This is a genomic window from Halomonas sp. A29 (assembly GCF_046723295.1).
Lineage (GTDB): Bacteria > Pseudomonadota > Gammaproteobacteria > Pseudomonadales > Halomonadaceae > Halomonas.
Genome location: NZ_JAXQPR010000005.1, coordinates 299,296 through 324,224 on the forward strand (window position 1 = coordinate 299,296; position 24,929 = coordinate 324,224).

Here is a 24,929-nt window from a genome sequence, read left to right on the forward strand (position 1 = left end):
CGCGAGCGCCACTCGCCATCTTATTCAGGACATCACCATGGGTTTCAACTGCGGTATCGTCGGCCTTCCCAACGTCGGCAAATCGACTCTCTTCAACGCCCTGACCAAGTCCGGCATCGATGCCGAGAACTTTCCCTTCTGCACCATCGAGCCCAACGTCGGCATCGTACCGATGCCCGATCCGCGCCTCGACAAGCTCAGCAATATCGTCAAGCCGCAGAAGGTGATTCCCACCACCATGGAGTTCGTTGACATCGCCGGGCTGGTGGCAGGCGCCTCCAAGGGCGAGGGGCTCGGCAACAAGTTCCTGGCCAATATCCGCGAGACCCAGGCCATCGCTCACGTGGTGCGCTGCTTCGACAATGACAACGTGATTCACGTGGCCAACCAGGTCGACCCACGGGCGGACATCGAAATCATCAACATGGAACTGGCGCTGGCCGATCTCGACACCGTCGAGCGGGCCATACAGCGTCTGGTCCGCGTAGCCAAGGGCGGCGACAAGGAAGCCATCGCCACCAAGGCGATACTGGAACGCATCCAGCCGCACCTGGCCGAGGGCCAGCCACTGAGGAGCTTCGGCCTCGACGATGACGAAAAGCGCCAGCTCAAGAGCTTCGGCTTCCTGACGCTCAAGCCGACCATGTACATCGCCAACGTCAACGAGGACGGCTTCGAGGGCAACCCCTATCTCGACGTGGTGAACGAGATCGCTGCCGAGGAAGGTGCCGTGGTCGTGCCGGTGTGCAACCAGCTGGAATCCGAGATCGCCGAGCTGGACGATGACGAGCGCGCCATGTTCCTCAGCGAAATGGGCATGGAGGAGCCGGGGCTCGACCGCGTGATCCGCGCCGGCTACAAGCTGCTCGGCCTGCAGACCTACTTCACCGCAGGCGTCAAGGAAGTACGCGCCTGGACGGTGCGGATCGGCGCCACCGCCCCCGAGGCTGCCGGCGTGATCCACACCGACTTCCAGAAGGGCTTCATCCGCGCCGAAGTGATCGGCTACGACGACTTCGTCGCACTCGGCGGCGAACAGGGAGCCAAGGATGCCGGCAAGTGGCGCCTGGAAGGCAAGGAGTACATCGTGCAGGACGGCGACGTAATTCACTTCCGCTTCAACGTTTAGCAGCCTTCGGCGGGCAGTTGCCAAGGATGGCGGCCATTTTGTACCCATGTGGCGCTGGCATTAGTATCGCGCTTCTCTGCACCCCGGTGGATAGGAACAATTCCGGCTCTTGATTCACCTCCAGTTCATCCAGGGACAAACACTCCTCATCTGAGGAATCATGGACGGTCGGCAGCGAACGACAACCGAGCGTACCCTTGGTGGACTACCCATATGAAGCTGGATTTTTTCACTCTCTATATCACTATCGTTCTCCTCTCCTTCGCATTAGCCGCAATTTGGGCGGCAATCGCCTGGCAGCACAGGGGCTTTCGCGTAGCACGACTGTGGTTCGCCGCCTGCCTGCTGACCGCCACGGGCGGCATACTCCTGCCTTTCCAAGCCACATCCAGCTTCCCGGTACTTCCTGCAGCAGCGGGAAACAGCTTGGTCATCCTCGGCTTCTGGCTATTCTGGATCGGGGTACGGCGGTTCTATGATCAGGCAGGCGGATGGATCATCGCCTCTACTGCCAGCGCTCTATGTTTACTGCTGACCATAGCCATTTACGGCCATGATGAGGGGCTCGCTCTACTCTATGCCATCGGCCAGTCACTGCCGATGGCCATGAGCCTCTTTCTTCTTTTGCGCCGGCGCCCATGCTCGGCAGGTATCGGCATTTCCTGCGCAGGGATCGTTCTCGGGCTGACCGGACATGCCATTATCGTCCTGATCAACCTCTGGCTACTGCTGAACCCCGGTTCCCCTGGCGACTTCACGGGCATCGCATCAATGACCATGCTTGGCGTCATCTTCAGCGGGCTTCTGTGGAATTTCGGTTTCGCAGTCATGACCATCGATCGCCTGGTCACTGAAGTCTCCGAATTGGCAAATGTCGATCCACTGACAGGGGCCTGGAACCGACGCAAGTTCGAAGAGCGCTTGCTATTCGAGAATGCTCAATCCGCACGAACGGGCAAACCCTATTCACTTCTGCTGCTGGACCTCGATCACTTCAAGGACGTCAACGACAGGCTAGGACACCAGGGCGGCGACGAGAGCCTGGTCCACTTCGTCCGTGTAGTGGGAACCACACTGCGCGACACCGATCTGCTGGCCCGCCTCGGGGGCGACGAGTTCTGTATAGTCATGCCGGATACCACCGCAGAGCAGGCTGAAGGACTGGGCCTGCGCATCGTCCAGACACTGCGCGACACCCCTTTGCACCATGGCGGCCAGCAGATCCGTCTGTCGTGCAGCATTGGCGTAGCGGCCTGGGATGCCGACACGGCTGGGACCTATGACGCCGCAATGTCGCGTGCCGACAATGCCCTCTATTTAGCCAAAGCAGCCGGGCGAGACAACATCATGCTCGCCCCGGGGGCCCGCACTACGTCATCGAACCCGACTCGCTTCAGCCCTCTTCCCGCCGAGCCTCTTACCCGTGGTGACACTTGACGATACCGGGGCGAATCCGTAAACTTCGGCTCCGTTGATTGGCTACGTAGCTCAGTTGGTTAGAGCACATCACTCATAATGATGGGGTCCCCTGTTCGAGTCAGGGCGTAGCCACCAGAGATCGAAAAAAACCCGGCGCCTCCTGGCGCCGGGTTTTTCGTGGTGGCGACTCAGGACAGCCGCGGCCGGTTGAGGAAGGTGACCAGCGCCCGGGTCAGGTACTCCACATCCTTGGCACCGGCGGTTTCGCGAATCGAGTGCATGGCCCACTGCGGCACACCGACATCCAGCGTCGGCACTCCGAGCTCGGTGGCGGTAATCGGTCCGATGGTACTGCCGCAGCCCATGTCGGCGCGGGTGGCGAAGGTCTGCACCGGCACTTCGGCCTCACGGCAGACATCGCGGAACAGCGCCGAGGTCGCGCTGTTGGTGGCATAACGCTGGTTGGCGTTGACCTTTATCACCGGGCCGCCGTTGAGCGCCGGCCCATGGGCAGCATCGTGCTTGTCGGTAAAATTGGGATGCAAGGCGTGGGCATTGTCGCAGGAGATCATGCGCGAGGCCTGAATCAGGCGAATGAAGCCCTCGTCGCCCGGCTCCCCCAGCAGGGCGTTGACACGCCGCAGCACGTCGCCGAGAAATGGCCCCTGGGCGCCGCAGGCGCTGGCGCTACCGACCTCCTCGTGGTCGTTGGCAACCAGCACCACGCCTTGGCTGCCGTCACTCTCCAGCAACGCCTCCAGCCCGATGAAACAGGAGAGTAGGTTATCCAGGCGCGCACTGGCCACCAGCTCCCGCTCGACGCCCACCAACGCCGGCGGCTGTACGTCATGTAGCGCCAGCTCGAAGTCGAGGATCTCGGCCCCGGTGATACCGTGCTGGGCCTCCAGCCACTCGAGCAGCAGCCGCTGCAGGTCGCCCTTCTCTCCGCCCTGCAGGAATACCGGCGGCATCTGGGTCTGGGCATTGATCGCCCGCCCATTGTTGACCTCGCGGTCTAGATGGATCGCCAGGCTGGGGATGATGGCAATTGGCCGGTCCACGTGCAGCAGCACGCCTTCGAGGCGACCGTCGGGATGTCGCACGTGCACGCGCCCGGCCAGCCCCAGGTCGCGGTCGTACCAAGGGGCCAGCAGGACGCCGCCGTAGAGTTCGACACCAAGCTGAAGCCAGCCGGCAGCCGTCTGGGCAGCATGCGGCTTGAGCCGCAGGCCGGGGCTATCGGTATGGGCACCGATCATGCGCAGCGCCTCGAGTCCATCGTGGGGCAGTTGCACAGCCACGATGGACGATCCATTGCGCGTGACATAGACCCGCTCACCGGCAGAGAGCTGCCAGGCCTGGCTCTCGTCGAGCCGGCGAAAGCCGGCAGCATCGAGCCGCTCGGCCATTGCCGCCACGGCATGCCAGGGTGTAGGTGAACGGTACAGAAAGTCGAGCAGACGCTCGAGACGGGCTTCCCGAGACATGAGGCTCCTCACAGGGGTCGTGGTTGACGCGAGAACTGGTACAATGCCATGTCAGCCTTGGCAACTCACAGGCCATACGCTTGTCTAGGGAAGGAAGTGTACACGAAACCAGGGGTGCTTCATTGATGAGCCCGTTTGTCGTTATTCGGCACACAGCGATACTGACGCTGGTGCTGCTGCTGTCATGCGCTCAACTGGCGCTTGCCAAGATCCAACCCGGCGACGATCAGCGTCAAGCCGCAGTGGAAGTCGCCGAGTCACTGCGCTATGGCCACTATGCCGATGCCCCCCTCGATGACACTTGGTCGCGGCTGGCCTTCGAACGCTACCTCGATATCCTCGACGGCCAGCGCGCCTTCCTGCTCGAAAGCGACGTCGAGGAGTTCCGCCACTTGGAGGATCGCATCGACGACCTGCTCTTCGATGGTGACCTGGCACCCATCTATCAGTTCTACCAGCGCTATCACGATCGTGCCGAAAGCCGCTTCGAATGGCTTCTCGCCACCCTCGACGAGGGTCTCGACTTCACCTACGAGACCGACATGCGCCTCGACCTCGACCGCCGTGACGCCGACTGGGCCACCAGCGAAGACGAGCTCGAGGAGCTGTGGCGCAAGCGCTTGAAGAACGCTGCCCTGACACTCGACATCAGCGGCCAGAACGAGGAGCAGGTGGAGAACAATCTGCGCCAGCGCTACGAAGGCCAGCTCTCGCGTCTGCGCCAGACCAACGGCGAGGACGTGTTCGGCCTGTTCATGGCAGCGGTGACCAGCAGTATCGATCCCCATACCGAATACCTCTCCCCTCGCCAGGGCGAGTCGTTCGACATCCAGATGCGGCTGTCGCTCGAAGGCATCGGCGCCATGCTGCAGTCCGACGGCGAATACGTGAAGGTCACCAGCCTGGTACCCGGCGGCCCCGCGGATCGTGCCGGCGTACTCGAACCTGCCGATCGCATCGTCGGCGTGGGCCAGGAGGACGAGGAGGACATTGTCAACGTCGTCGGCATGCGCCTGGACGAAGTGGTCGACCTGATCCGCGGCCCCAAGGGGACCGTGGTGCGCCTGGAGGTAGTCCCAGCCGAGGCCGTGGACATGACCCGCTCGCACACCGTCGAGATCACCCGCGATACCGTGGATCTCGAGGAGCAGGCAGCCAAGGGCGAGATCGTCGAGGTCGAGCGCGATGACGGCATCAAGCGCATCGGCGTCATCAACATCCCGACCTTCTATGTCGACTTCGATGCCTGGCAGTCCGGCGCCGAGGAGTTCCGCAGCACCACCCGCGACGTAGCGCGCGAAGTCGAACGACTCAAGGCGGAAGGCGTTGATGGCATCATGCTCGACCTGCGCAACAACGGCGGCGGTGCCCTGCAGGAAGCCAACTCGCTGCTCGGCCTGTTCATCGACCGCGGCCCCACCGTGCAGGTGCGTGACGCCCGCGGCCGCATCAGCCTGTATGGCGATACCGAGGCCGGCACCCTTTACGACGGCCCGTTGGCCGTACTGGTCAACCGCCTGTCGGCCTCGGCCTCCGAGATCTTCGCCGGTGCCATTCAGGACTACGGTCGCGGTCTGGTGCTGGGTAGCGCCACCTTCGGCAAGGGCACCGTGCAGACCCTGAACGACCTGAGCCATGGTCAGATCAAGCTGACCCGGGCCAAGTTCTACCGCATCTCGGGCGAGAGTACGCAGCATCGTGGCGTCGAGCCCGATATTCTGTTCCCCGACATGGTCGATCCGGAACGAATCGGCGAGAGCAGCCTGGACAATGCGCTGGAATGGGACACCGTCCAGGCCGTGCAATACCGCCATTACGGTGAGCCCTGGGAGTATCTCGAGACGCTGCGCTCCCGGCATCGCGAACGGGCCGACTCCCACCCTAACTTCGTTTACCTGAAGGAGCGTGTGGAGCTGGCACGCCGCATGCGAGAGGAGCACACCAGCGTCAGCCTCGATCGGGAGCAGCGCCAGCGCGAAGTGGAAGCCCGCGACGCCGAGCAGTTGGCCCTCGAGAATCGCCGCCGCACAGCCTTGGGCCTGGAACTGCTGGAAGAGCTGATCGATGCCCGCGGTGAGGAAGACGAGGAAGGCAGAGAGGACGAGTCGGTAGATCGGGTGCAAGTGATCGAGGCCGCCGCCATCCTTGCCGACTATGCCGAACTCACCCATCGCCGCCTGGCCGGCCGCTTCTGATCGATATCACGGGGGTGCCAACGCCACCCCCTCCCCTTACGGCCACCCAGTCGAAAGCACGACGGGTGGCCGGTTGCATCAAGGGCTCCGCACCTTCTCCGCATCAGTAGGCTCGGGCCGATACAGGGGAGTCAGAGTTACTCCTGACTTTTGTGGCCACCTGATAGCAGAGGACCGAAAGCTCGGCCAGCAACGGTCTCTTCTGTCGAAGGGCTAGGAGCTTCCAGGTAACCCAACTGCGCAAGCGCCGTATGCGTCATGCTGCCAATGCGCATCAGCCGAGCCACCTCTTCCTCCAGGACGTCATGAACTGCACCATCCGCCAAGCGTTCCAGCTCGGCAGCGGCGTGCGCCAACCCCCGACAACCCAAGGCAGAAGCGCTCCCCTTCAATGAATGGGCATATTCTCGCAGCCCCTTGCGGTCTCGCTCGTACAGACTACGCTGCAGCGTCTCCAGGTCGGCCCGAAGCCGCTCGATGAATCGCTGCACCAAGCTGCGCAAAGCGCCCTCCCCCAACACCTCTTCCAAGGAAAGAAGCATATCGCGATCGAGCTCCACATCCAGTGCGGCGGAAACACGCCGGCCCCCCTCCGCCGACGTCGAATCGACCTCCTCAACGGCACGGGCACCAGCCATGGGCACGAGCCACTGGACGAGCACGCGCTGTAGATCATGGCGCGTGTAGGGCTTGCACAGTACATCGTTCATGCCCGCTTCCAGGCAGCGCTGCCTGGCGGAAGGCATGGCATTGGCGGTCAATGCAACGATGGGTAAGGGAGGCTGCCCAGCCGGCTCCTGGCGACGCCAGCACCGCGTGGTTTCCAAACCATCCATGATCGGCATCTGCATATCCATCAGCACGAGATCGAACCGATAGCGAGTCATTGCATCGAGCCCGGCCTGCCCGTCGGCCGCCACCTGTACGATCTGCCCCAGACGCTCCAGTAGAGCCTTGGCCAGCTCACGGTTGGCTGGCTGGTCCTCCACGACGAGGATACGCCCCCTAGGCAATACCCCCAACGAGGACCCCGCCAGGCTCAATTGCTGCGACACCTGTGCGGCCTCATTGGGAGGCAGCACGCGCAAGGGCAAGCTGATCCAGAAGCGGCTACCCACGCCAGCGGAACTTTCGAACCCGATGCGCCCCTGCATGGCAGTCACCAACCGTTCGCAGATGGCGAGCCCCAGCCCCGAACCGCCATAGCGCCGGGCGATCGTACTATCGGCCTGAGCAAAGGGTTTGAAGATATGAGGTTGGCTCTGCTCGGAAATACCGCATCCCGTATCCGAGACGCTCAGGAACAACGCCTGGTCATCCGTCCAACGCGCCTCCAGCCGCACCCTCCCTGCACTGGTGAACTTGAAGGCATTATTGAGCAGATTCATGAGCACCTGGCCCATGCGCGTCGTGTCGCCCTCGAGGCAGGCCGGCACCTCGGCGCCCACCTCCACCTCGAAGGCAAGGCTCCGGCTCTCGCCCAGCATGCGGTAGTGGCGGCTCAGTTGGGCAATGAACTCCCGCAGGAGAAACGGTTGCGGGTGGAGATCCAGCGAGCCGGATTCATATTTCGTGTAGTCGATGACATCGTTGATCACTGCCTGCAGGCCGACGAGGCTATCATTCAAGGTCTCCAGCAGCTGGGTCCCCCGGGCGGTCAGTGGCTCGAAGGCCAGCAGCTCGGCGACACCCACCACGCCGCCGAGCGGTGTGCGAATCTCATGGCTCATCACTGCCATGAATTCGGATTTGGCCTGGCTGGCATGCTCGGCACGCTGGACCGCGGCGTCGAGATCACGCGCCTGAACTTCGAGCAGATCGCGCCTCTTGCGATTAGCTCGACCCTCGTGAATCAGCGATACCACCAGAATTGAGCCTGCCACCATCAGCAACACGATCAGGACCAGCAATACCTTGTAGAGCAACCACAGGTGATCGCGCTCCTGGGTTCGCATCATTCCGACATGGGCATTGATGTCGAGCAGGAGTCTCGACGTCCGATCCTGAAGCTTGAGCAGCTCCTTCTCCAGCGCCTGCCGGCTGGCATGATCGAACGACCCATCGTCGCTCTCCAGTCTCGCCATGAGCGGGTCGAGAGCGGTTACCATCGCAGTCGAATCCTCGAGCGGATGACCCAACGGAGTCTGCGTCAAGGCCTGCTTCAACTCCCCTCGCCCCAGGAGTCCGGCCCGACTGAGCAGTATCTCGTAGCGCAACAGCACGGCATCACGATCAACGAACGCTCCACCCTTGAGCGCCATGCGCAACTCTCGCACTTCGCGATCGAACTGGTAGGACGACCAGGTGAGATCCTCGAGCATCCTGTGCTCGAGCTGTTGCTGGCGATCATGGATGATCTTTGCGGTCAGCAAGGCCGAGCAGAACAGCAAGACAGCCGCAAAGGCGGCGATTCGATAGCGCAAGGACGGGCTGCCCGTCATGCGGGAGAACACCATTCGTTACTCGGCGAAAACATCGATATGCACCACCTGCCAGACCGAACGCGTCATCACACTCTCGGTGAGCAGCTCGGGATTCTCATCGAAGGGGTAGATGATGAACAATGGACCCTGATCGCGAACCTGCATGGGGGTGCCATCGAGGGTCATGGCCAGGATCACATCGTATTCGATGAAGTCGGCAACCGGAACGCTGGCACTGTAGTCGTTGAGAGCGGTCACGCGCAGCATGCTGCCCTGCGCCCCCACTGCCTCCAGCAGATCACGCCCCAAAGGCCCGGTGAAAGCGACTTGACCATCATGCCAGGGAGTATGGGTATGCGTCGTATGCTGCGGGAGCTGTTCCAGCATCTCGCGATCGAACAATGCTTCATCGCCAGCGTTGGTCACGCTGATGTTACCACTGACGGTCAGTATTACCTGCCCTTCAGGCGCTTCGAAGGCATGGCCAGGAGCGGCCAGCAAACCCAACAACAAGCCGCCGATCAGAACGCTGCGCATTTGCCCTCCCCCCGAGGATGTACGAAGCGAGTATACGGCAAGGCGGCCCCGCGCTGCTTACAGGGAATCAACGCGCCGATCGAGGCGGCCCAAGGCCATGGGTAAAGCGAACGCAAAGCTTGGCTCCCGGAGCAGGACTCGAACCTGCGACCCAGTGATTAACAGTCACTTGCTCTACCGACTGAGCTATCCGGGAACGATGCGATCGGAAGCGGGACACTTCCTATTGAGGGTTGGCTGATGGTTTTTCATCAACTCGCTGATGGTTTTTCATCAACTCGCTGATGGCTGTTCATCAACTCGCTGATGGCTCCTCGAGCAGGACTCGAACCTGCGACCCAGTGATTAACAGTCACTTGCTCTACCGACTGAGCTATCGAGGAATGACGAACGTCAGGATCAGCTTGTGTTCTTGGCTCCCGGAGCAGGACTCGAACCTGCGACCCAGTGATTAACAGTCACTTGCTCTACCGACTGAGCTATCCGGGAATGGCCCTGAACACGGTGCGTAGTATACGGATCGCTCACATAAGGTCAAGGACGGATTCTAGCGATCCGACGACGCCTCCAGGCACCACACCCAGACGCATGACGCCCGTGCAACAGCAGTCGCACGGGCGTCATGTGGAGAATCTGGTGGCTACGCCCTGATTCGAACAGGGGACCCCATCATTATGAGTGATGTGCTCTAACCGGCTGAGCTACGTAGCCTTTTCGCTCGGGGAACAGTGCCCCTCAACGCGGCAGGATTATGCACGAAGCGAGACAGGCAAGCAAGCCAAAAGCGGCATGGCTTTTTATTGATTGAACGTTCAATAAAAAAATGCCATGATTCCAGAAAGTACCATAGGCGTCGCATCAGTTGCATGAAGAGGAGTCAGCGGGTGCCCAAGACAGGTATGGAACCGATCAGGCGTAACCAGCTCATCAAGGCCACCATGGCCGCCATCGACGAAGTTGGCCTGGCCGATGCCACTGTGCTGCGGATTGCCCGGCATGCCGGCGTATCGGCCGGTATCATCAGCCACTATTTCGGCGGCAAGGATGGCCTGCTCGAGGCCACCATGCGCCAGATTCTCACCGATCTGGGCCAGGCCGTGGCGGCACGGCGCTGCAACCTGACCAACGGTTCCCCCCGCGATCATCTCGGCGCCATCATCGATGGCAACTTCGATCGCAGCCAGATCTCCGGCCCGGCAGCCAAGACCTGGCTCGCCTTCTGGGCCAGCAGTATGCACAAACCCCAGTTGCAGCGCCTGCAGCAAGTCAACGATCAGCGCCTCTACTCCAACCTGTGCTGCCAGTTTCGCCGCCTGATGCCGCACGCAGCGGCCCGCGATGCCGCTCGCGGACTGGCCGCCATGATCGACGGTCTGTGGCTGCGTGGCACCCTCAGTCCCAAGGGGCTGGACACCGAATGCGCTCGTCGCATCGCCCACGGCTATCTCGACCAGCTACTGGCCGGTTACGACACCTCCCCTGCGTCCTCAAAGGAGACAGCATGACAGCTTCCGACACCGAGACCCTCTACATCGACGGCCGCCGGGAGCCGGCAACCTCCGGCGAATCGTTTGACGTCGTCAATCCCCATGATGGCAGCCTGCTGGCCAAGGTGGGGCAAGCCAGCCAGGCCGACGTCGACCGCGCCGTAGCCACTGCGCGTGAGGGCCAGCGCCGCTGGGCCGCCATGACCGGCATGCAGCGCGGCCGCATCCTCAACCATGCCGTGGCGCTGCTGAGGGAGCGCAACGACGAAATTGCCGAACTCGAGACGCGCAATACCGGCAAACCGATCAGCGAGACCGCCGCAGTGGACATAGCCACCGGTGCCGATGTACTCGAATACTATGCCGGCCTCGCCCCGGCCATCGAAGGCGCCCAGATTCCCCTGCGCGAATCCTCCTTCGTCTACACCCGTCGCGAGCCACTGGGAGTGATCGGCGCCATCGGCGCCTGGAACTATCCGATCCAGATCGCCTGCTGGAAAGCGGCTCCCGCCTTGGCCGCAGGCAACGCGATGGTGTTCAAGCCCAGTGAAGTAACGCCGCTGACCGCCATGAAGCTGGCCGAGATCTTCACCGAGGCCGGACTCCCCGACGGCGTGTTCAACGTCGTGCACGGCGACGCCCGGGTCGGCCAGATGCTGACCGGGCATCCGGGTATCGCCAAGGTGTCGTTCACCGGCGAGGTAGGCACCGGCAAGAAGGTGATGGCGGCAGCGGGCGGTTCGACCCTCAAGGACGTCACCATGGAGCTGGGCGGCAAGTCGCCGCTGATCGTGTTCGCCGACGCCGACCTGGACCGCGCCGCCGATGCCGCGATGATGGCCAACTTCTACTCCAGCGGGCAGATCTGTACCAACGGCACGCGGGTCTTCGTCGAGCGTTCGGTCAAGCAGGCCTTCGAGGAGAAGATCGTCGCACGCGTGTCGCGCATTCGCGCGGGCGACCCGCTCGATCCCAGCGTCAACTTCGGCCCGCTGGTCAGCTTCGAGCACCAGGCCAAGGTGCTGGCCTACATCGACTACGGCAAGCAGGACGGGGCGCGCGTGCTGGCCGGCGGAAAACCCCTTGTCGAGGGCGATTTCGCCAGCGGCGCCTGGGCTCCCGCCACGGTTTTTACCGATTGCAGCGACGACATGCGCATCGTACGCGAGGAGATCTTCGGCCCGGTGATGTCGATCCTCGCCTTCGACGACGAGGAGGAGCTGATCCGGCGTGCCAACGACACCCACTACGGGCTGGCGGCCGGCGTATTCACCGAAAACCTCGCCCGCGCGCACCGCACCATCCACCGCCTCGAGGCCGGCATCTGCTGGATCAACACCTGGGGCGAGTCGCCGGCCGAGATGCCGGTGGGCGGCTACAAGCAGTCCGGCGTGGGCCGCGAGAACGGCATCGAGACCCTGGCCCACTATACCCAGACCAAGTCGGTGCAGGTGGAGATGGGCCCCTTCGAGTCGGTGTTCTAGAAGGCAGGAAAAAAATATACGGGATCGCTCGGGGCTGATCCGTCGACAAGCCCCGGATCGCCGGACCGTCGAGGAGGCGCTGTGAACCCATTCCTGGGCGCTACCTACGCCATCCATGGCGTAGGACCTCCTCTTCGGCTTGTCCCCGGCGCCCCTCGCTACCGCCAGCCGCTCCTGCCTTGGGCCGACACTCCTTGCGCACAGGAGCAGGCCCGCTTCCGTCGCGTTATCAGTGAGAGATGTTATGTCCCAGATTCGTGAATTCGACTACGTCATCATCGGTGCCGGCTCGGCCGGCAACGTGCTGGCCACCCGCCTCACCGAGGACCCGGCGGTCAGCGTGCTGCTGCTCGAAGCCGGCGGCCCAGACTACCGCTTCGACTTCCGCACCCAGATGCCCGCCGCCCTGGCCTACCCACTGCAGGGAAAGCGCTACAACTGGGCCTTCGAGACCGACCCGGAACCGCACATGAACGGCCGCCGCATGGAGTGCGGTCGCGGCAAGGGGCTCGGCGGCTCGTCGCTGATCAACGGCATGTGCTACATCCGCGGCAACGCCCTGGATTACGACAACTGGGCCGCCATGGCCGGCCTCTCGGACTGGCGCTACGCCGACTGCCTGCCCTACTTCCGGAAGTCAGAGTGCCGCGACAGCGGTGCCAATGCCTACCACGGCGGTGACGGGCCGGTCAGCGTCACCACGCCCAAGGAAGGCAACAACGAGCTTTATCGCGCCTTCATCGATGCCGGCGTGCAGGCCGGCTACCCCGAGACCGAGGACGTCAACGGCTACCAGCAGGAGGGTTTCGGTCCCATGGACCGTTTCGTCACGCCCAAGGGGCGCCGAGCTTCCACCGCCCGGGGTTACCTCGACCAGGCCAAGCAGCGCGACAACCTCACCATCGAGACCCACGCCACCACCGACGTGATCGAGTTCGAGGGCAAGCGCGCCGTGGGCGTGCGCTACCTGCGCCATGGCCAAACCCACCAGGTCCGCGCCCGCCGCGAGGTACTGCTGTGCGCCGGTGCCATTTCCTCCCCTCAGATCCTGCTGCGCTCGGGCGTGGGCAACCCCGAACACCTGCGCGAGTTCGACGTCCCCGTGGTGCATGAACTGCCCGGTGTCGGCGAGAACCTGCAGGATCACCTGGAGATGTACATCCAGTACGAGTGCAAGCAGCCGATCACGCTCTACCCGGCGCTGAAGTGGTTCAACCAGCCGAAGATCGGCGCCGAATGGCTGCTGCGTGGCAGCGGCATCGGCGCCAGCAACCAGTTCGAGTCGTGCGCCTTCATCCGCACACACGACGAGGAGCCCTGGCCCAACCTGCAGTATCACTTCCTGCCCATCGCGATCAGCTACAATGGCAAGAGCGCGGTGCAGGCGCACGGCTTCCAGGCCCATGTGGGCTCGATGCGCTCCGAGAGCCGCGGGCGCATCCGCCTGACCTCGCGCGATCCGCAGGCGGCCCCCAGCATCCTGTTCAACTACATGTCCAAGGAGAAGGACTGGCAGGAGTTTCGCGATGGCATCCGCCTGACCCGCGAGATCATCGCCCAGCCCGCCATGGATCCCTACCGCGGCCGCGAGATCTCGCCGGGGCCGGACGTGCAGAGCGACGAGGAGCTGGACACCTTCGTACGCGAGCATGCCGAGACTGCCTACCACCCCTGTGGCAGTTGCCGCATGGGCGAGGGCGACGACGCGGTGGTTGACGGCCAGGGCCGCGTGCATGGGCTCGAAGGGCTGCGCGTGGTGGACGCCTCACTGTTCCCGGTGATACCCACCGGTAACCTCAACGCGCCGACCATCATGCTGGCCGAGAAGATCGCCGACCGTATCCGTGGGCGAGAGCCGCTGCCCCCTTCCGATGCTCCCTACTACATCGCCAGCGACAGCCCTGCCAGACGCGAGCCCCAACGCCGCCTGACCTGAGCCTCGCCGCAGCTACTCTCTTGCGCCCCGCCATCGAGCGGGGCGCCTTCGTTCGTACCTGTCGCTGGGCTGGCCACTCGTCGCGAGATGGGCTAGGCTGACACATTCAAACAACTGTTCTAAACATGAACCAAGGGAGCGCTGAAGAAATGCTCACCCTCATACTCCTCATCCTCACCGTCGCTGGCCTGCTGGCGTTAATGCGGCGCGAGGCTGGCGCCGTGCCAATCCTGATAATGCTTGGCGGCCTAGGCCTGGTGAGTCTGCTGGTCTCCCCCGTGCTTGGCGTACTGCTGCTGCTCGGTGCGGCGGCGGTTGCCGTGGCCGGCCTGCCGGCACTGCGTATCCAATGGCTCACGCCGCGCCTGTTCGCCATGTTCAAGCGCGTCTCGCCCAAGGTGTCCGACACCGAGCGCACCGCGCTGGAAGCCGGTACCGTGGCCTGGGATGGAGAACTCTTCTCGGGTCGCCCGCAGTGGGACAAGCTAATGGCCTACCACGATGATGGCCTGAGCGAGGAGGAGCGCGCCTTCATCGAGCACCAGTGCAGCGTGGCCGCCGGTATGTGCAACGCCTGGGAGATTGCCAAGGAGCGCGCCGACCTGCCCGAGGAACTGTGGCAGTACCTGAAGAAGGAAGGCTTCTTCGGCATGATCATCCCCAAGGAGTACGGTGGTCTCGGCTTCTCGGCCAAGGCGCAGTCGCTGGTGCTGCAGAAGCTCTCGATCAGCGAGACGCTGATGGTCACGGTAGGCGTACCCAACTCCCTGGGGCCGGGCGAGCTGCTGCTCAAGTACGGCACCCAGGCGCAGAAGGATCACTACCTGCCGCGCCTGGCTGACGGCCGCGACATCCCCTGCTTCGGCCTCACCGGCCCGCGCGCCGGCTCCGACGCCACCTCACTGCCCGACACCGGCATCGTGTGCAAGAAGATGATCAACGGCGAGGAGGTGCTGGGCTTGCGCCTCAACTTCGAGAAGCGCTGGATCACCCTGGCACCAATCGCCACCGTGGTGGGGCTGGCCTTCCGCCTGTTCGACCCCGACCACCTCTTGGGTGAGGAGGAGGATCGCGGCATTACCCTGGCGCTGGTGCCACGCAACACTGCGGGAATGGAAATCGGCCGCCGCCATCACCCCATCGGTAGCCCCTTCCTCAACGGCCCGATCAAGGGCAAGGACGTGTTCGTGCCGCTGGACACCATCATCGGCGGCACCGAGATGATCGGCCAGGGCTGGCGCATGCTGGTGGAGTGCCTCTCCATTGGCCGCTGCATCACCCTGCCCTCGGGTGCCAGCGGTACCTCGCACTACGCGCTGGGATGGACCGGCGGCTTCGCCCGTATCCGCCGCCAGTTCAACGTGCCGGTGGTGGAGATGGAAGGCGTGCAGGAGCCGCTCGCCCGCATGGCCGCGCTGGGCTATATCGCCCAGGCCGCGGTCTACCAGACCGCCAACACCATCGACCGCGGCGAGAAGCCGGCGGTACCCTCGGCGATACTCAAGAGTCAGCTCACCGAGTTCCAGCGCATCGTCCTCTCCGATGCCATGGACATCCATGGCGGCAAGGCGGTGACCCTGGGGCCGCGCAACTACCTGGGTATCGGTTATAGCGCAAACCCCGTGTCGATCACGGTCGAGGGTGCCAACATCATGACCCGCAACCTGATGATCTTCGGCCAGGGCGCCATCCGCTGCCACCCCTTCGTGCTGGAGGAACTGGCCGCCTCGGACAGCAACGACCTGCCGGCCTTCGATCGCGCCTTCTTCGGCCACGCCGCGCTGGTCTTCGGCAACGCTGCCCGCGCCTTCACCATGGGGCTCGGCATCGGTAAGCCCAGCGTACCCTTCGATGCCGTCGCCGCGCCCTACGCCCGCGATATGGCGCGCCTGTCGGCCGGCTTCAGCCTGTGCGCCGATGCCGCCATGGCCAGTCTCGGCGCCGCCCTCAAGCAGCGCGAGATGATCTCGGCGCGCCTGGGCGACGTGCTCTCCAACCTCTACCTCGCTTCGATGGTGCTCAAGCACTGGCAGGAGGGCGACAAGGTCGAGGGCGAAGCCGCCCTGCTCCACTACAGCTGTACCCACCTGCTGCAGCGCGCCGAACAGGCTTTCGACGAGCTGTTCGACAACCTGCCCAACCGGGCACTGGCCGGCGTGCTGCGCGCGGTGGTGATGCCGTTGGGCCGGCGCTGGAAGCGCCCTGCCGACCATCTGACCCGGGAGATCGCCCAGGCGGTGTCGCGCGACACCGCATTGCGCGCCAAACTGCTCGAGGCGACCTGGCAGAACGACGACGGCCTCAAGGCCAATCCACTGGCACACTACAACGCCCTACTGGTCGACTACGACCGCGCCGAGGCGCTCTACCGCACGGTCAACAAGGCCTATGCCAAGGGCGAGCTGCCGCGCCAGGCGCTGCACCCCGAGGCACGCCTGGAGGCGGCGCGGGAGAAGGGGCTGGTCAGCGAGGAGGATGCCGAGTTCATGCGCCGTTTCGAAGCCGAGGTGCTGGAACTGCTCAGCGTCGACGACTTCGAGTACGACGAATTCGCCACCGACAAGGCCAACATTCTGCGTCACAACGCAGCCTGACACCTCTCCCAACTGCAGCAACCCTACCGCCCCGGCCTCGCGCCGGGGCTCTTGTTTCCCTCTCTTTTCCTCTCTTATAGAGGCCACACAATTAGAATCATCGGTATCGCTACCGCCAGTACCACCAGCTCCAAGGGCAGCCCCATCTTCCAGTAGTCACCGAACCGGTAGCCACCGGGCCCCATCACCAGGGTATTGGATTGGTGTCCGATGGGGGTCAGGAAGGCGCAGGAGGCGCTAATGGCCACCGTCATCAGGAATGGATCGATGGAGGCATCGAAACCGTTGGCCAGGCTTACGGCGATCGGCGCCATCAGCACCGCCGCTGCTGCGTTGTTGATGATATCCGATAGCATCATGGTGATTACGAAGAGCACTATCAGGGTAACCACTGCGGGCCATTGCCCCCCCCATACCAGCATCGCCTCTGCGATCAGCGCCGCGCCGCCACTGCTCTCCAACGCCTGCCCCACCGGAATCATGGCGGCAAGCAGCACGATCACCGGGCCGTCGATGGCCTGGTAGCCGTCACGCAGCGGCAGCACACCCACCAACAGCGAGACCACGGCCGCACCCGCTAGCGCTACCGCCGCGGGCAGGGCTCCCAGCAGAATGGCCAGGATGGATAGCGCAAAGATGCCCAGCGAGACCAGCAGCATGCGCGGCTGACCCAGCGCCAGGTTGCGGCTCGCCAGCGGCAGGCACCCCAGCGTCGCCAGGCTCTCGGAGAGCTCACTCTCGCCACCCTGTAGCAGCAGGACGTCGCCAGCACGAAAGCGGATATCACGCAGGCGCTGCTTGAGTCGGCCCCCGTCCCGAGCTACTGCCACCAGGTGCAACCCGAACTGGTTGTGCAGGCGTAACTGACTCACGGTACGATTAACCATCATGGAGTCGGTTCGCACCACCGCCTCGACCAGTTCGAGCCCCTCGGTATCGACCCGCTTTTTCTTTTCCTTTTTCTCCTTATCTTTCTTCTCTTTCCTCTCCGTCCGCTGGTCGTTGCTGTCATCGCTCGGCTGATGCTGGACAGGATCGACACGCTCCCCGCTAATATCATCGGCTGCTTCTGCCTGGTCCTCCGGCTCAACGCCGAGAGACAGCCCAGCCTTGTCCTCCAGCAGCTTCATTTCCTCGGGGCCCGCCTCCAGCATGAGAATATCGCCCTCCCTGAGTACGCCGAAGAAGGCGTGGCCGGCGCGGCGCTTGTCGTCGCGTACTACCGCCAGCACCGGGATGGTCTCTTCCAGCTCCCGCTGCAACTCACGCAGGGTCAGCCCGTTGGCCTTGGAGTCCTCGCCGACCTTGAGCTCGACCAGGTAGTTGGCGGTATCGAACATCGCCTCGGTGGATGCCTTGCCGGCGCGCTGGGGAACCAGCCGCCAGCCGATCAGCAAAATGAAGGCCAGCCCGGCCAAGGCCACCGCCACACCCACCGGTGAAAAGGAGAACAACCCGAAAGCCTCGCCAGAAACCGAGCGACGATAGCTGGCGATAATGATATTGGGCGGCGTGCCGATCAGGGTGGTGAGTCCACCCAGCAGTGAGCCAAAGGCCAGCGGCATCAACAGCAGGGAGGGAGAGGTGTCGTGCTCTCGCGCCAGACGCATGGCCACGGGTAACAGCAGCGCCAGGGCACCGACATTGTTCATGAAGCCGGAGAGAACTACGACGGTAACGCTCAGCGCCACCAGTTGCAGGAAGAAACGGTCGCCTACCTTGAGTACCTGCTCGGCGATCACGTCCACGACCCCGGAACGCTCGAAGCCACGGCTCAGCACCAGTACCGCGGCAACAGTGATCACCGCAGGATGGCCAAAGCCCAGAAACGCTTCGTCACCCGGCACCAGGCCCAATAGAACCGACCCAAGCAGGGCCGTCAGCGCCACCAGATCATAGCGGAAGCGCCCCCAGACGAAGGCGGCCAGCGTCAGGCCCAGCACGATGAATACCAGCGTATGATCGGCCATTCCAACCGCTCCCTGTTGTGGCTCTTTGGCCTCAGCACAACAGTCGCACGCAAAAAAATCCAGCCTTTTCTGCAACTTCGGCCACACCATGAAAAAACCCGGTCGTGGCCGGGTTCAGTAGTACTGATGAATTTCTGCCGAACGCTTACTTCGCCATCCTTTCGAGCATGGCATTGACCGCCTCGAGATGCTCCGGTTCGTAGTGGTAATGCCTTGAAACACGACGCGCCGGCCTTACGGCTCGCTGAACGGCAGGGGAGCATCCGTGTCGCGGCGCACCGCGAAGACGTTGAGCGTCATGGCCACCAGGGCGTAGTAGCCGAACACCCCCACCAGCTCGACCACCGCGGGTTCGCCGAAGGCCTCGACGGCTTCGGCATAGAGCGCCGCGTCGACGCGCCGGGTGGCATAGAGCGTGCTGCCCAGGCGATAGATCAGGCGCTCATCATCCCGTTCGAAGACCGGCTCCTGATCCGTGCGCAGCGCCTCGATCACCGCGTCGCTGACCCCGGCCTCGCGGGCGATGGGCTCGTGGATCTGCCACTCGGCCTGGGACCGCCACCAGGCAGCGGTGACCAGGATCGCCAGTTCGGTCAGGCGCAGCTCCAGCCGCGTGCCGTAGCGGCAGAAGGCGCCCAGCCGCTGGGCGTGATCGGCCAGGCCCGGGCTATGGACCCAAGCCAGGAAGGGGCCGTCCAGGTTGCCGCGTGGGCCGCTGAGGATCTCCTCCAGTACGCGGCGCTGCTCTGCGTCCAGGCGCGCCTCGTCGAGTGGGGTCAGGCGGGATTCGATGGTCATGCGTATCTCCTATCGGCTACCCAGCACACTGCGCAGGGCGATATCGAGCTTGTCGACGATCTCATCCAGATGGCTTTCCGCGAGGATGAAGGGCGGCGCCAGCAGAATGTGATCGCCCTGACGACCGTCGATGGTACCGCCCATCGGGTAGCACATCAGCCCCGCCTGCATAGCGGCCTGCTTGAGGCGTGCATGCACCTTGCGCTCGGGATCGAATGCCGCCTTGGTGGTGCGATCCGCCACCAGCTCCAAGCCCTGGAAGAGCCCCCGGCCACGTATATCGCCGATGTGGGGATGCTCGCCGAAGCTCTCGGTAAGGCGCCGCTGCAGTCCCTCTCCCAACTCACGCACCCTCGGCAGCAGGTCGCGCTCCTGAATGGTCGTCTGTACCGCCAGCGCCGCAGCACAAGCCGTCGCATGGCCGATATAGGTATGCCCGTGCTGGAAGAAGCCCGAGCCACTGGCGATGGCATCGCGGATATGCCCACTGACCAGGGTGGCGCCGATCGGCTGATAGCCGGCCCCGAGCCCCTTGGCGATGGTGATCAGGTCGGCGGTGATGCCCTCCTGTTCGGCGGCGAACAGGGTGCCGGTGCGCCCCATGCCACACATCACTTCATCGAGGATCAGCAGCACACCATGGCGATCGCACACCTCGCGAACCCGCTTGAAATACCCCGGCACCGCGGGTACCGCGCCCATGGTGGCACCCACCACCGGCTCGGCCACGAAGGCCATCACGTTCTCCGGCCCGAGTCGCAGGATCTCGCCCTCGAGCTCATCGGCCAGGCGCACCGCATAGGCCTCGGGGGTCTCATCCTCCTTCAGGCCACGATAGGCATAGCAGGGGCTGACATGGCTCACGTCGATCAGCAGCGGCTCGAACTGCTGGCGCCGCCAGGCGTTGCCCCCGGTGGCGAGCGCCCCAAGCGTATTGCCGTGGTAGCTCTGGCGGCGCGCAATCAAGTGCCTACGCTGCGGCTGGCCGATCTCGATGAAGTACTGGCGCGCCAGCTTCAGGGCCGCCTCCATCGCCTCGGAACCGCCCGAGACGAAGTAGACCGACTCGAGCCCTGCGGGTGCGCGCTCGATCAGGAAGTCGGCCAGGGTTTCCATCGGCTCGGTGGTGAAGAAAGCGGTGTGGGCGTAGGCCACCTTGCCCACCTGCTCGCGAATGGCCTCGATGACGGCGACATCGCTATGCCCCAGGCAGGAGACCGCGGCTCCACCGCAGGCATCCAGGTAACGCCGCCCCTGATCGTCGATCAGGTAAGGGCCTTCGCCCTTGACGGCCGTGGGGTAATCCTGCGTCAGGCTGCGATGGAAGACGTGGCTCATGGAATCCTCCGAAGTGACAATAAGCAAAATATAAGTGCTCTATTATAATTTGCAATTAATATTTGCAAAAAATTCCAACCCAGCGTCTCCAGGAGGTCAAAGGCTACAATGCTCCCCCGACGCCCCGAGAGAAGTGAATCGATGCAATGACGGACACCCCCACCACACCCCCGCAGACGCTGAACGGCCTCAAGCAACGGCTCAAGGCCATCGAGGCCGGCGAGGCGGGCATCCGGCTGGGCAAGCGCTCCCGGCACACACTTGCGCTGCTTATCGAGGCACCGCAACAGGCCGCGGTCTCCACCATCACCGAGTTGGCGGACCAGTTGGGCGTCAATGCCTCGACGCTCTCACGCCTGGCCCAGCGCTTGGGCTATGGGGGATTCGGCCAGTTGCAGGATGTCTTCCGCCGTGAAGTCACCGAAGGCCAGAGCTTCTACAGCGACCAGGCCTCCCGCCTACTCGAAGCAAGCGGCGACACGGGGGATCTGGCCCGGATGAGCCGGCTGGCTCGACAAGAGAGTGCCAACATGGCGAGCCTGCTGCAGCGGATCGATCCAGCTGCCTTCGAACAGACGGTGACACTGCTGGCGACGGCCCATCGGGTGCGCGTCCACGGCATGCGCCAGTTCCATTCCCTGGTGCTGTTCATGGCCTATGGCCTGGGGATGCTGCGCCCCGACGTTGCTCCCCTGGACTCGGGGCGACAAGGCGTCGCCGATGCCCTGGCCCAGCTCGACCCCGGCGACGTGCTGGTGGTGGCAAGCTGCTTCCCCTACACCCCGAGCGTGCTGGCCACGGCCGAGGTCGCGGCCCGCCATGGAGTCGAGGTCATTGCCCTGACAGATTCGGAGAGCTCTCCCCTGGCCCGGGTCGCGCGTCACAGCTTTCCGGTACCCAACCACAGCCTGTTCTACAGCAATAGCATGTGTGCCTTCATGCTGCTTGTCCAAGGCCTGCTGAGTGAGGTGGCCAGTATTTTGGGCGAGTCTGGGCTGGCGGCGCTCAAGCACCGCGAGACGATAATCGCCGAGCTCGGCGCCTCCCTGTGATCTCGCCGGTCTCCCATGAGAAGTGCCACAAAAAATTCAACAAAGCTTAAGACACCAGGCCTTCTCTCCTCCTTATGGTGAAGCCTTCACGGAGGGAGGAGCGGAGCATGTCATACCGGATCGATATCGAATCGTTGCGCCGTTACCAGGCCGACGGCGTGACGTCCAAGGCCATGACCGAGGCGGAACGGCGGCGCTTCGAACAAGCCGTCGAAGAGGCTCTCAGTGCCCGCGCATCGGCAGGTGGACCAGGCGAAATCGACGATACGGCGGAGCGGGTCTTCGTCGTCGAGGAGGGTGACAGCCTGTGGGAGATCGCCGAAGAGCTCCATCTCGACTTCGACGAATTCCTCGCCCTGAACGAGCGCGACGACATCTCCGACCCGGCGAAGATCGACCCCGGCGACATCGTGTTCGTTCCGCACACCTCCCCCGAGGAAGCAGCCCAGTCGCCACGCAACACCCAAGGCATTCCCATCGGCGAAGACGATTTCATCGGTGGCCTGCGCGAGCGAGGCAACGACCTCGAATATGCCGACGACCCGGCAGCAATCGATTACGACGCTGAGATCGATGCCATCTCCCAGGACATCGAGCGCTACCTGGCGGCACTGCCGGCCGATGAGCGGCAGGCCGCCCTGCAGCGCATCTACGATCACGACTGGGTGGATGCCGGCCCCGCCCAGATGGCGATCGAGCAGGCCGCACAGAACAGCGGCCTGGCGCTTCAGCCGAGTAGCCATACCGAGCCGGAAGCGGAAGCGGCAGCCCGCGAGATCATTGCCGAAGCCCGCGAGCACAGCGATCCGCAAGAGGCACTCGACGTGCTCGAAGAGCGGTATGAGGACGCTTCTTCGGCGGTACGGGCGGCCCTGGATCGCTCCAGCGACACCCGGGAGATTGCCGCCGAAGCCGGAGCCGGGATCATCGCCGACGCCCGCGCCGAGGACGATCCGGCCGATGCGCTACGCACCTATGAAGCGGGTCGGGCCGATGCCCCCGACCGCGTGCAGAACGCACTCGACCGCTCCAGTGACGCCCAGACGATCATCGATGACGCCGCCGCCTGGGCAGCCGAGCCGCTTGACGGAGAGCTGGAAGGTACCGATACCCCGCAACTGCGCACGCTCGAAATGATCGAACGCCTCGACGCCCTGACCGAGGGGCTGGGGGCCGAACTTGCCAGCGAGGTGGTGGATGCCCTGGTCGATGAGATCGAAGCGGCCAACCAGGGCGACCTGCAGGCTTACGGCGGGGCGATGGCCGGGCCGAACGGCACCGCAATGCTGATGGAGATCCTTGACCGCATCGCCGGGACGGAAGCGGGCGACCGCGCGGTGAACCGGCTCGCCGAGCAGCTCCCGGTCGACATGAACACGGTGCGCAACGAGATGAACGAGGCGGTCTCCTCTGGCGAGGCCATTCCCAGCCTGGCCTTGGCGATCGCCTCGCTGGAAGGCGTGGAGGGCTTTCGTGACGAGGTCTTCAGCGCGGTAGATCAGTTCCGCGACCGTACCATCGCCGAGCAGGCCGATGACTATCACGAACATCTCGACGAATTGAGCTTCCTCATCCTCAACGGCGGCGCGGCGATGACTGAGGAACAGCTCGAAGCGGCCATCGACGACTACATCGCCTCGAATCCCGACTGGGAAGCGGAATTCCAGGCGTTGCAGGAACAACTGGCCGACAGCGGTGCCGGGCTGCTGGAACAGATCGAGCAACTGCAGGCGCTGCCCGACGGTGTGCGGGCAGATCATCAGGCACGTATCGACGCCCTACTCGACGATCCCAACGCCCAGTTGGCCGTCTCGACGGCCCTCCAGGAGAGACCCGAACTGGTGAAGGGGGAGTCGGGAGACGCCCTGATCGAAACCTTCAACGAGCTGGGCATCACTGGCGACCACCCCCTCGCGGTGAGCCTGGCCGGCGCCTATCTGCGCGAGAACGTGATCCTGCCGGCCGGCGACATCGACCCCAGTGACGCCCAGTCGCTGGATGAGGCCCGGACTCGGCTTGACGAGACACTGCGCAACAACCCGGGGCTCGCCGAACTGCTCGGCACCACGGCCGACGAACTCGACGAGCTCGCCGATGCCTTCGAACCCCTGATACCTGAGTTCACCGACGATTTCGATCCGCAGCGCTACGGCATCGACGTGGCGCGCAACCTCAACAACACCCTGGACAAGACCAACGAGATCTTCCGCGATTCGCCCTACAATCGCGCCTTCCGCGCCTCTGCCCTCTCCATCGTCGGCTCGGGGCTGGCCAACGCCATCGACGCCTACGGCGACGATCCCTCGCTGCGCAGCGCCCTGCAGGTTTCCATCGAGACGGCGCGGGTCGGTGTGGATGGCGCCCAATTGGTCGATGCCCTGCTCACCAGCGGCGAGGGCTCCCGGGTCACGCCAGGCCTCAAGCTGGGCGGCAAGTTCGTGCACCTGTTCGGTGCCAGCCTGGCCGGTGTCGATGCGCTGGTTCGCCTGAACGAGGGCGATGTCGTCGGTGCCGGGCTCAACGCGGCAGTGGCTGGCGGAGTCGGCTATGCGGTATTCGGCAGCTCGTCGCTGGCAGGTCCGGTCGGCTTCGGCATTGCCACCCTGGCCACCCTAGTCCAGTTCGGCCGCGACGCCTATCTGAACGCACAGCACAACAGCCGTTTCGAAACCCAGACCACGGCGGACTTTCTCGCCCATGCCGGCTTCAGCGAGGAGGCAGCCCAGATATTGATCGACCAGAGCGGTGAGGGGCACAGCGCAGTGCCCCTGCTGATCCGCTATGGCGAACTCCACGGGCTCTCGCCCGAGCAGACCGTGGAGTGGATCAATGCCATCGCCGAAGGCGAGAACGGAACGGCCATGCTCGCTGCGCTGCGCGACAACCTGCACAACACGCTCGACGAGTTCGATGGAGATATTCTGCAGTTCGAGGAACACGCAGACGGCTTCGAGCTGGCCTCGCCCTCTCTTGGGGAATCTCGCAGCGGCTCCCTGACGCCCCGTTCGCAATTCGAACTCGATGCCATCCTGCCGCAGCTCGATATCGAATCACCCCTGGAGTACGCCTAGTCTTGCACA

The 24,929-nt window shown here is 63.8% G+C and carries 15 protein-coding genes and 5 tRNA genes; 10 read left to right on the top strand and 10 right to left on the bottom strand.

Translation table 11 applies throughout. The features are described 5' to 3' along the window. Window positions 1-37: 37 nt before the first annotated feature. From ychF to SPH52_RS11805, 3 genes are all read left to right on the top strand, one after another. Entirely contained in the window at window positions 38-1,129 is a 1,092-nt protein-coding gene (ychF, locus tag SPH52_RS11795; protein ID WP_411795214.1) for a redox-regulated ATPase YchF, read from the top strand. Window positions 1,130-1,342: 213 nt separating this feature from the next. Then, entirely contained in the window at window positions 1,343-2,566 is a 1,224-nt protein-coding gene (locus SPH52_RS11800) for a GGDEF domain-containing protein (protein ID WP_411795215.1), read from the top strand. Window positions 2,567-2,606: 40 nt separating this feature from the next. Further along, window positions 2,607-2,683, top strand: a tRNA-Met gene (locus tag SPH52_RS11805). A 53-nt stretch (window positions 2,684-2,736) separates the two neighbouring features. Here the strand turns inward: SPH52_RS11805 and SPH52_RS11810 are convergent. Continuing rightward, complete coding sequence (locus SPH52_RS11810; RefSeq protein WP_411795216.1) at window positions 2,737-4,035, bottom strand: M18 family aminopeptidase; 1,299 nt, start codon at window positions 4,033-4,035, stop codon at window positions 2,737-2,739. A gap of 125 nt (window positions 4,036-4,160) precedes the next feature. Here SPH52_RS11810 and SPH52_RS11815 point away from each other — a divergent pair, with 125 nt between their 5' ends. Further along, window positions 4,161-6,230 carry a carboxy terminal-processing peptidase gene (locus tag SPH52_RS11815; RefSeq protein ID WP_411795217.1) on the top strand — a complete coding sequence of 690 codons (2,070 nt, stop codon included), beginning with the start codon at window positions 4,161-4,163 and terminating at the stop codon, window positions 6,228-6,230. A gap of 137 nt (window positions 6,231-6,367) precedes the next feature. Here the strand turns inward: SPH52_RS11815 and SPH52_RS11820 are convergent, their stop codons facing one another. From SPH52_RS11820 to SPH52_RS11845, 6 genes are all read right to left on the bottom strand, one after another. Further along, window positions 6,368-8,671 (bottom strand): ATP-binding protein, encoded by a 2,304-nt coding sequence (locus SPH52_RS11820; protein ID WP_411795218.1) that lies wholly within the window; start codon window positions 8,669-8,671, stop codon window positions 6,368-6,370. Between the two features lie 18 nt (window positions 8,672-8,689). After that, window positions 8,690-9,190, bottom strand: a complete 501-nt coding sequence (locus tag SPH52_RS11825; RefSeq protein ID WP_411795219.1) for a molybdopterin-dependent oxidoreductase — start codon at window positions 9,188-9,190, stop codon at window positions 8,690-8,692. A gap of 120 nt (window positions 9,191-9,310) precedes the next feature. After that, a tRNA-Asn gene (locus SPH52_RS11830) sits at window positions 9,311-9,386 on the bottom strand. Between the two features lie 111 nt (window positions 9,387-9,497). Continuing rightward, window positions 9,498-9,573: transfer RNA gene (locus SPH52_RS11835), tRNA-Asn, on the bottom strand. Between the two features lie 30 nt (window positions 9,574-9,603). Continuing rightward, window positions 9,604-9,679 (bottom strand) — tRNA-Asn (locus SPH52_RS11840). Window positions 9,680-9,824: 145 nt separating this feature from the next. After that, window positions 9,825-9,901: transfer RNA gene (locus SPH52_RS11845), tRNA-Met, on the bottom strand. A gap of 173 nt (window positions 9,902-10,074) precedes the next feature. Here SPH52_RS11845 and betI point away from each other — a divergent pair. From betI to SPH52_RS11865, 4 genes are all read left to right on the top strand, one after another. Beyond that, complete coding sequence (gene betI, locus SPH52_RS11850; RefSeq protein WP_411795220.1) at window positions 10,075-10,695, top strand: transcriptional regulator BetI; 621 nt, start codon at window positions 10,075-10,077, stop codon at window positions 10,693-10,695. Then, on the top strand, window positions 10,692-12,161 hold the full coding sequence (gene betB / locus SPH52_RS11855; protein ID WP_411795221.1) for a betaine-aldehyde dehydrogenase: 1,470 nt from the start codon (window positions 10,692-10,694) through the stop codon (window positions 12,159-12,161). Before betI ends, betB begins: the two co-directional genes overlap by 4 nt. A gap of 244 nt (window positions 12,162-12,405) precedes the next feature. Next, window positions 12,406-14,097 carry a choline dehydrogenase gene (betA, locus tag SPH52_RS11860; RefSeq protein ID WP_411795222.1) on the top strand — a complete coding sequence of 564 codons (1,692 nt, stop codon included), beginning with the start codon at window positions 12,406-12,408 and terminating at the stop codon, window positions 14,095-14,097. A gap of 149 nt (window positions 14,098-14,246) precedes the next feature. After that, window positions 14,247-16,691 (top strand): acyl-CoA dehydrogenase, encoded by a 2,445-nt coding sequence (locus SPH52_RS11865; RefSeq protein ID WP_411795223.1) that lies wholly within the window; start codon window positions 14,247-14,249, stop codon window positions 16,689-16,691. Between the two features lie 74 nt (window positions 16,692-16,765). Here SPH52_RS11865 and SPH52_RS11870 read toward each other — a convergent pair whose 3' ends face one another. The 3 genes from SPH52_RS11870 to SPH52_RS11880 form a co-directional block, all read right to left on the bottom strand. Continuing rightward, window positions 16,766-18,661 carry an SLC13 family permease gene (locus tag SPH52_RS11870; RefSeq protein ID WP_411795224.1) on the bottom strand — a complete coding sequence of 632 codons (1,896 nt, stop codon included), beginning with the start codon at window positions 18,659-18,661 and terminating at the stop codon, window positions 16,766-16,768. Window positions 18,662-18,895: 234 nt separating this feature from the next. Next, entirely contained in the window at window positions 18,896-19,459 is a 564-nt protein-coding gene (locus SPH52_RS11875; RefSeq protein ID WP_411795225.1) for a carboxymuconolactone decarboxylase family protein, read from the bottom strand. A 9-nt stretch (window positions 19,460-19,468) separates the two neighbouring features. Further along, window positions 19,469-20,797: an aspartate aminotransferase family protein gene (locus SPH52_RS11880; RefSeq protein WP_411795226.1), complete on the bottom strand. Its 1,329-nt coding sequence runs from the start codon at window positions 20,795-20,797 to the stop codon at window positions 19,469-19,471. Between the two features lie 146 nt (window positions 20,798-20,943). Between SPH52_RS11880 and SPH52_RS11885 the strand changes: the two genes are divergently transcribed. Beyond that, entirely contained in the window at window positions 20,944-21,849 is a 906-nt protein-coding gene (locus SPH52_RS11885) for a MurR/RpiR family transcriptional regulator (protein ID WP_411795227.1), read from the top strand. A 107-nt stretch (window positions 21,850-21,956) separates the two neighbouring features. Further along, entirely contained in the window at window positions 21,957-24,920 is a 2,964-nt protein-coding gene (locus SPH52_RS11890) for a LysM peptidoglycan-binding domain-containing protein (RefSeq protein WP_411795228.1), read from the top strand. Window positions 24,921-24,929: the final 9 nt, after the last annotated feature.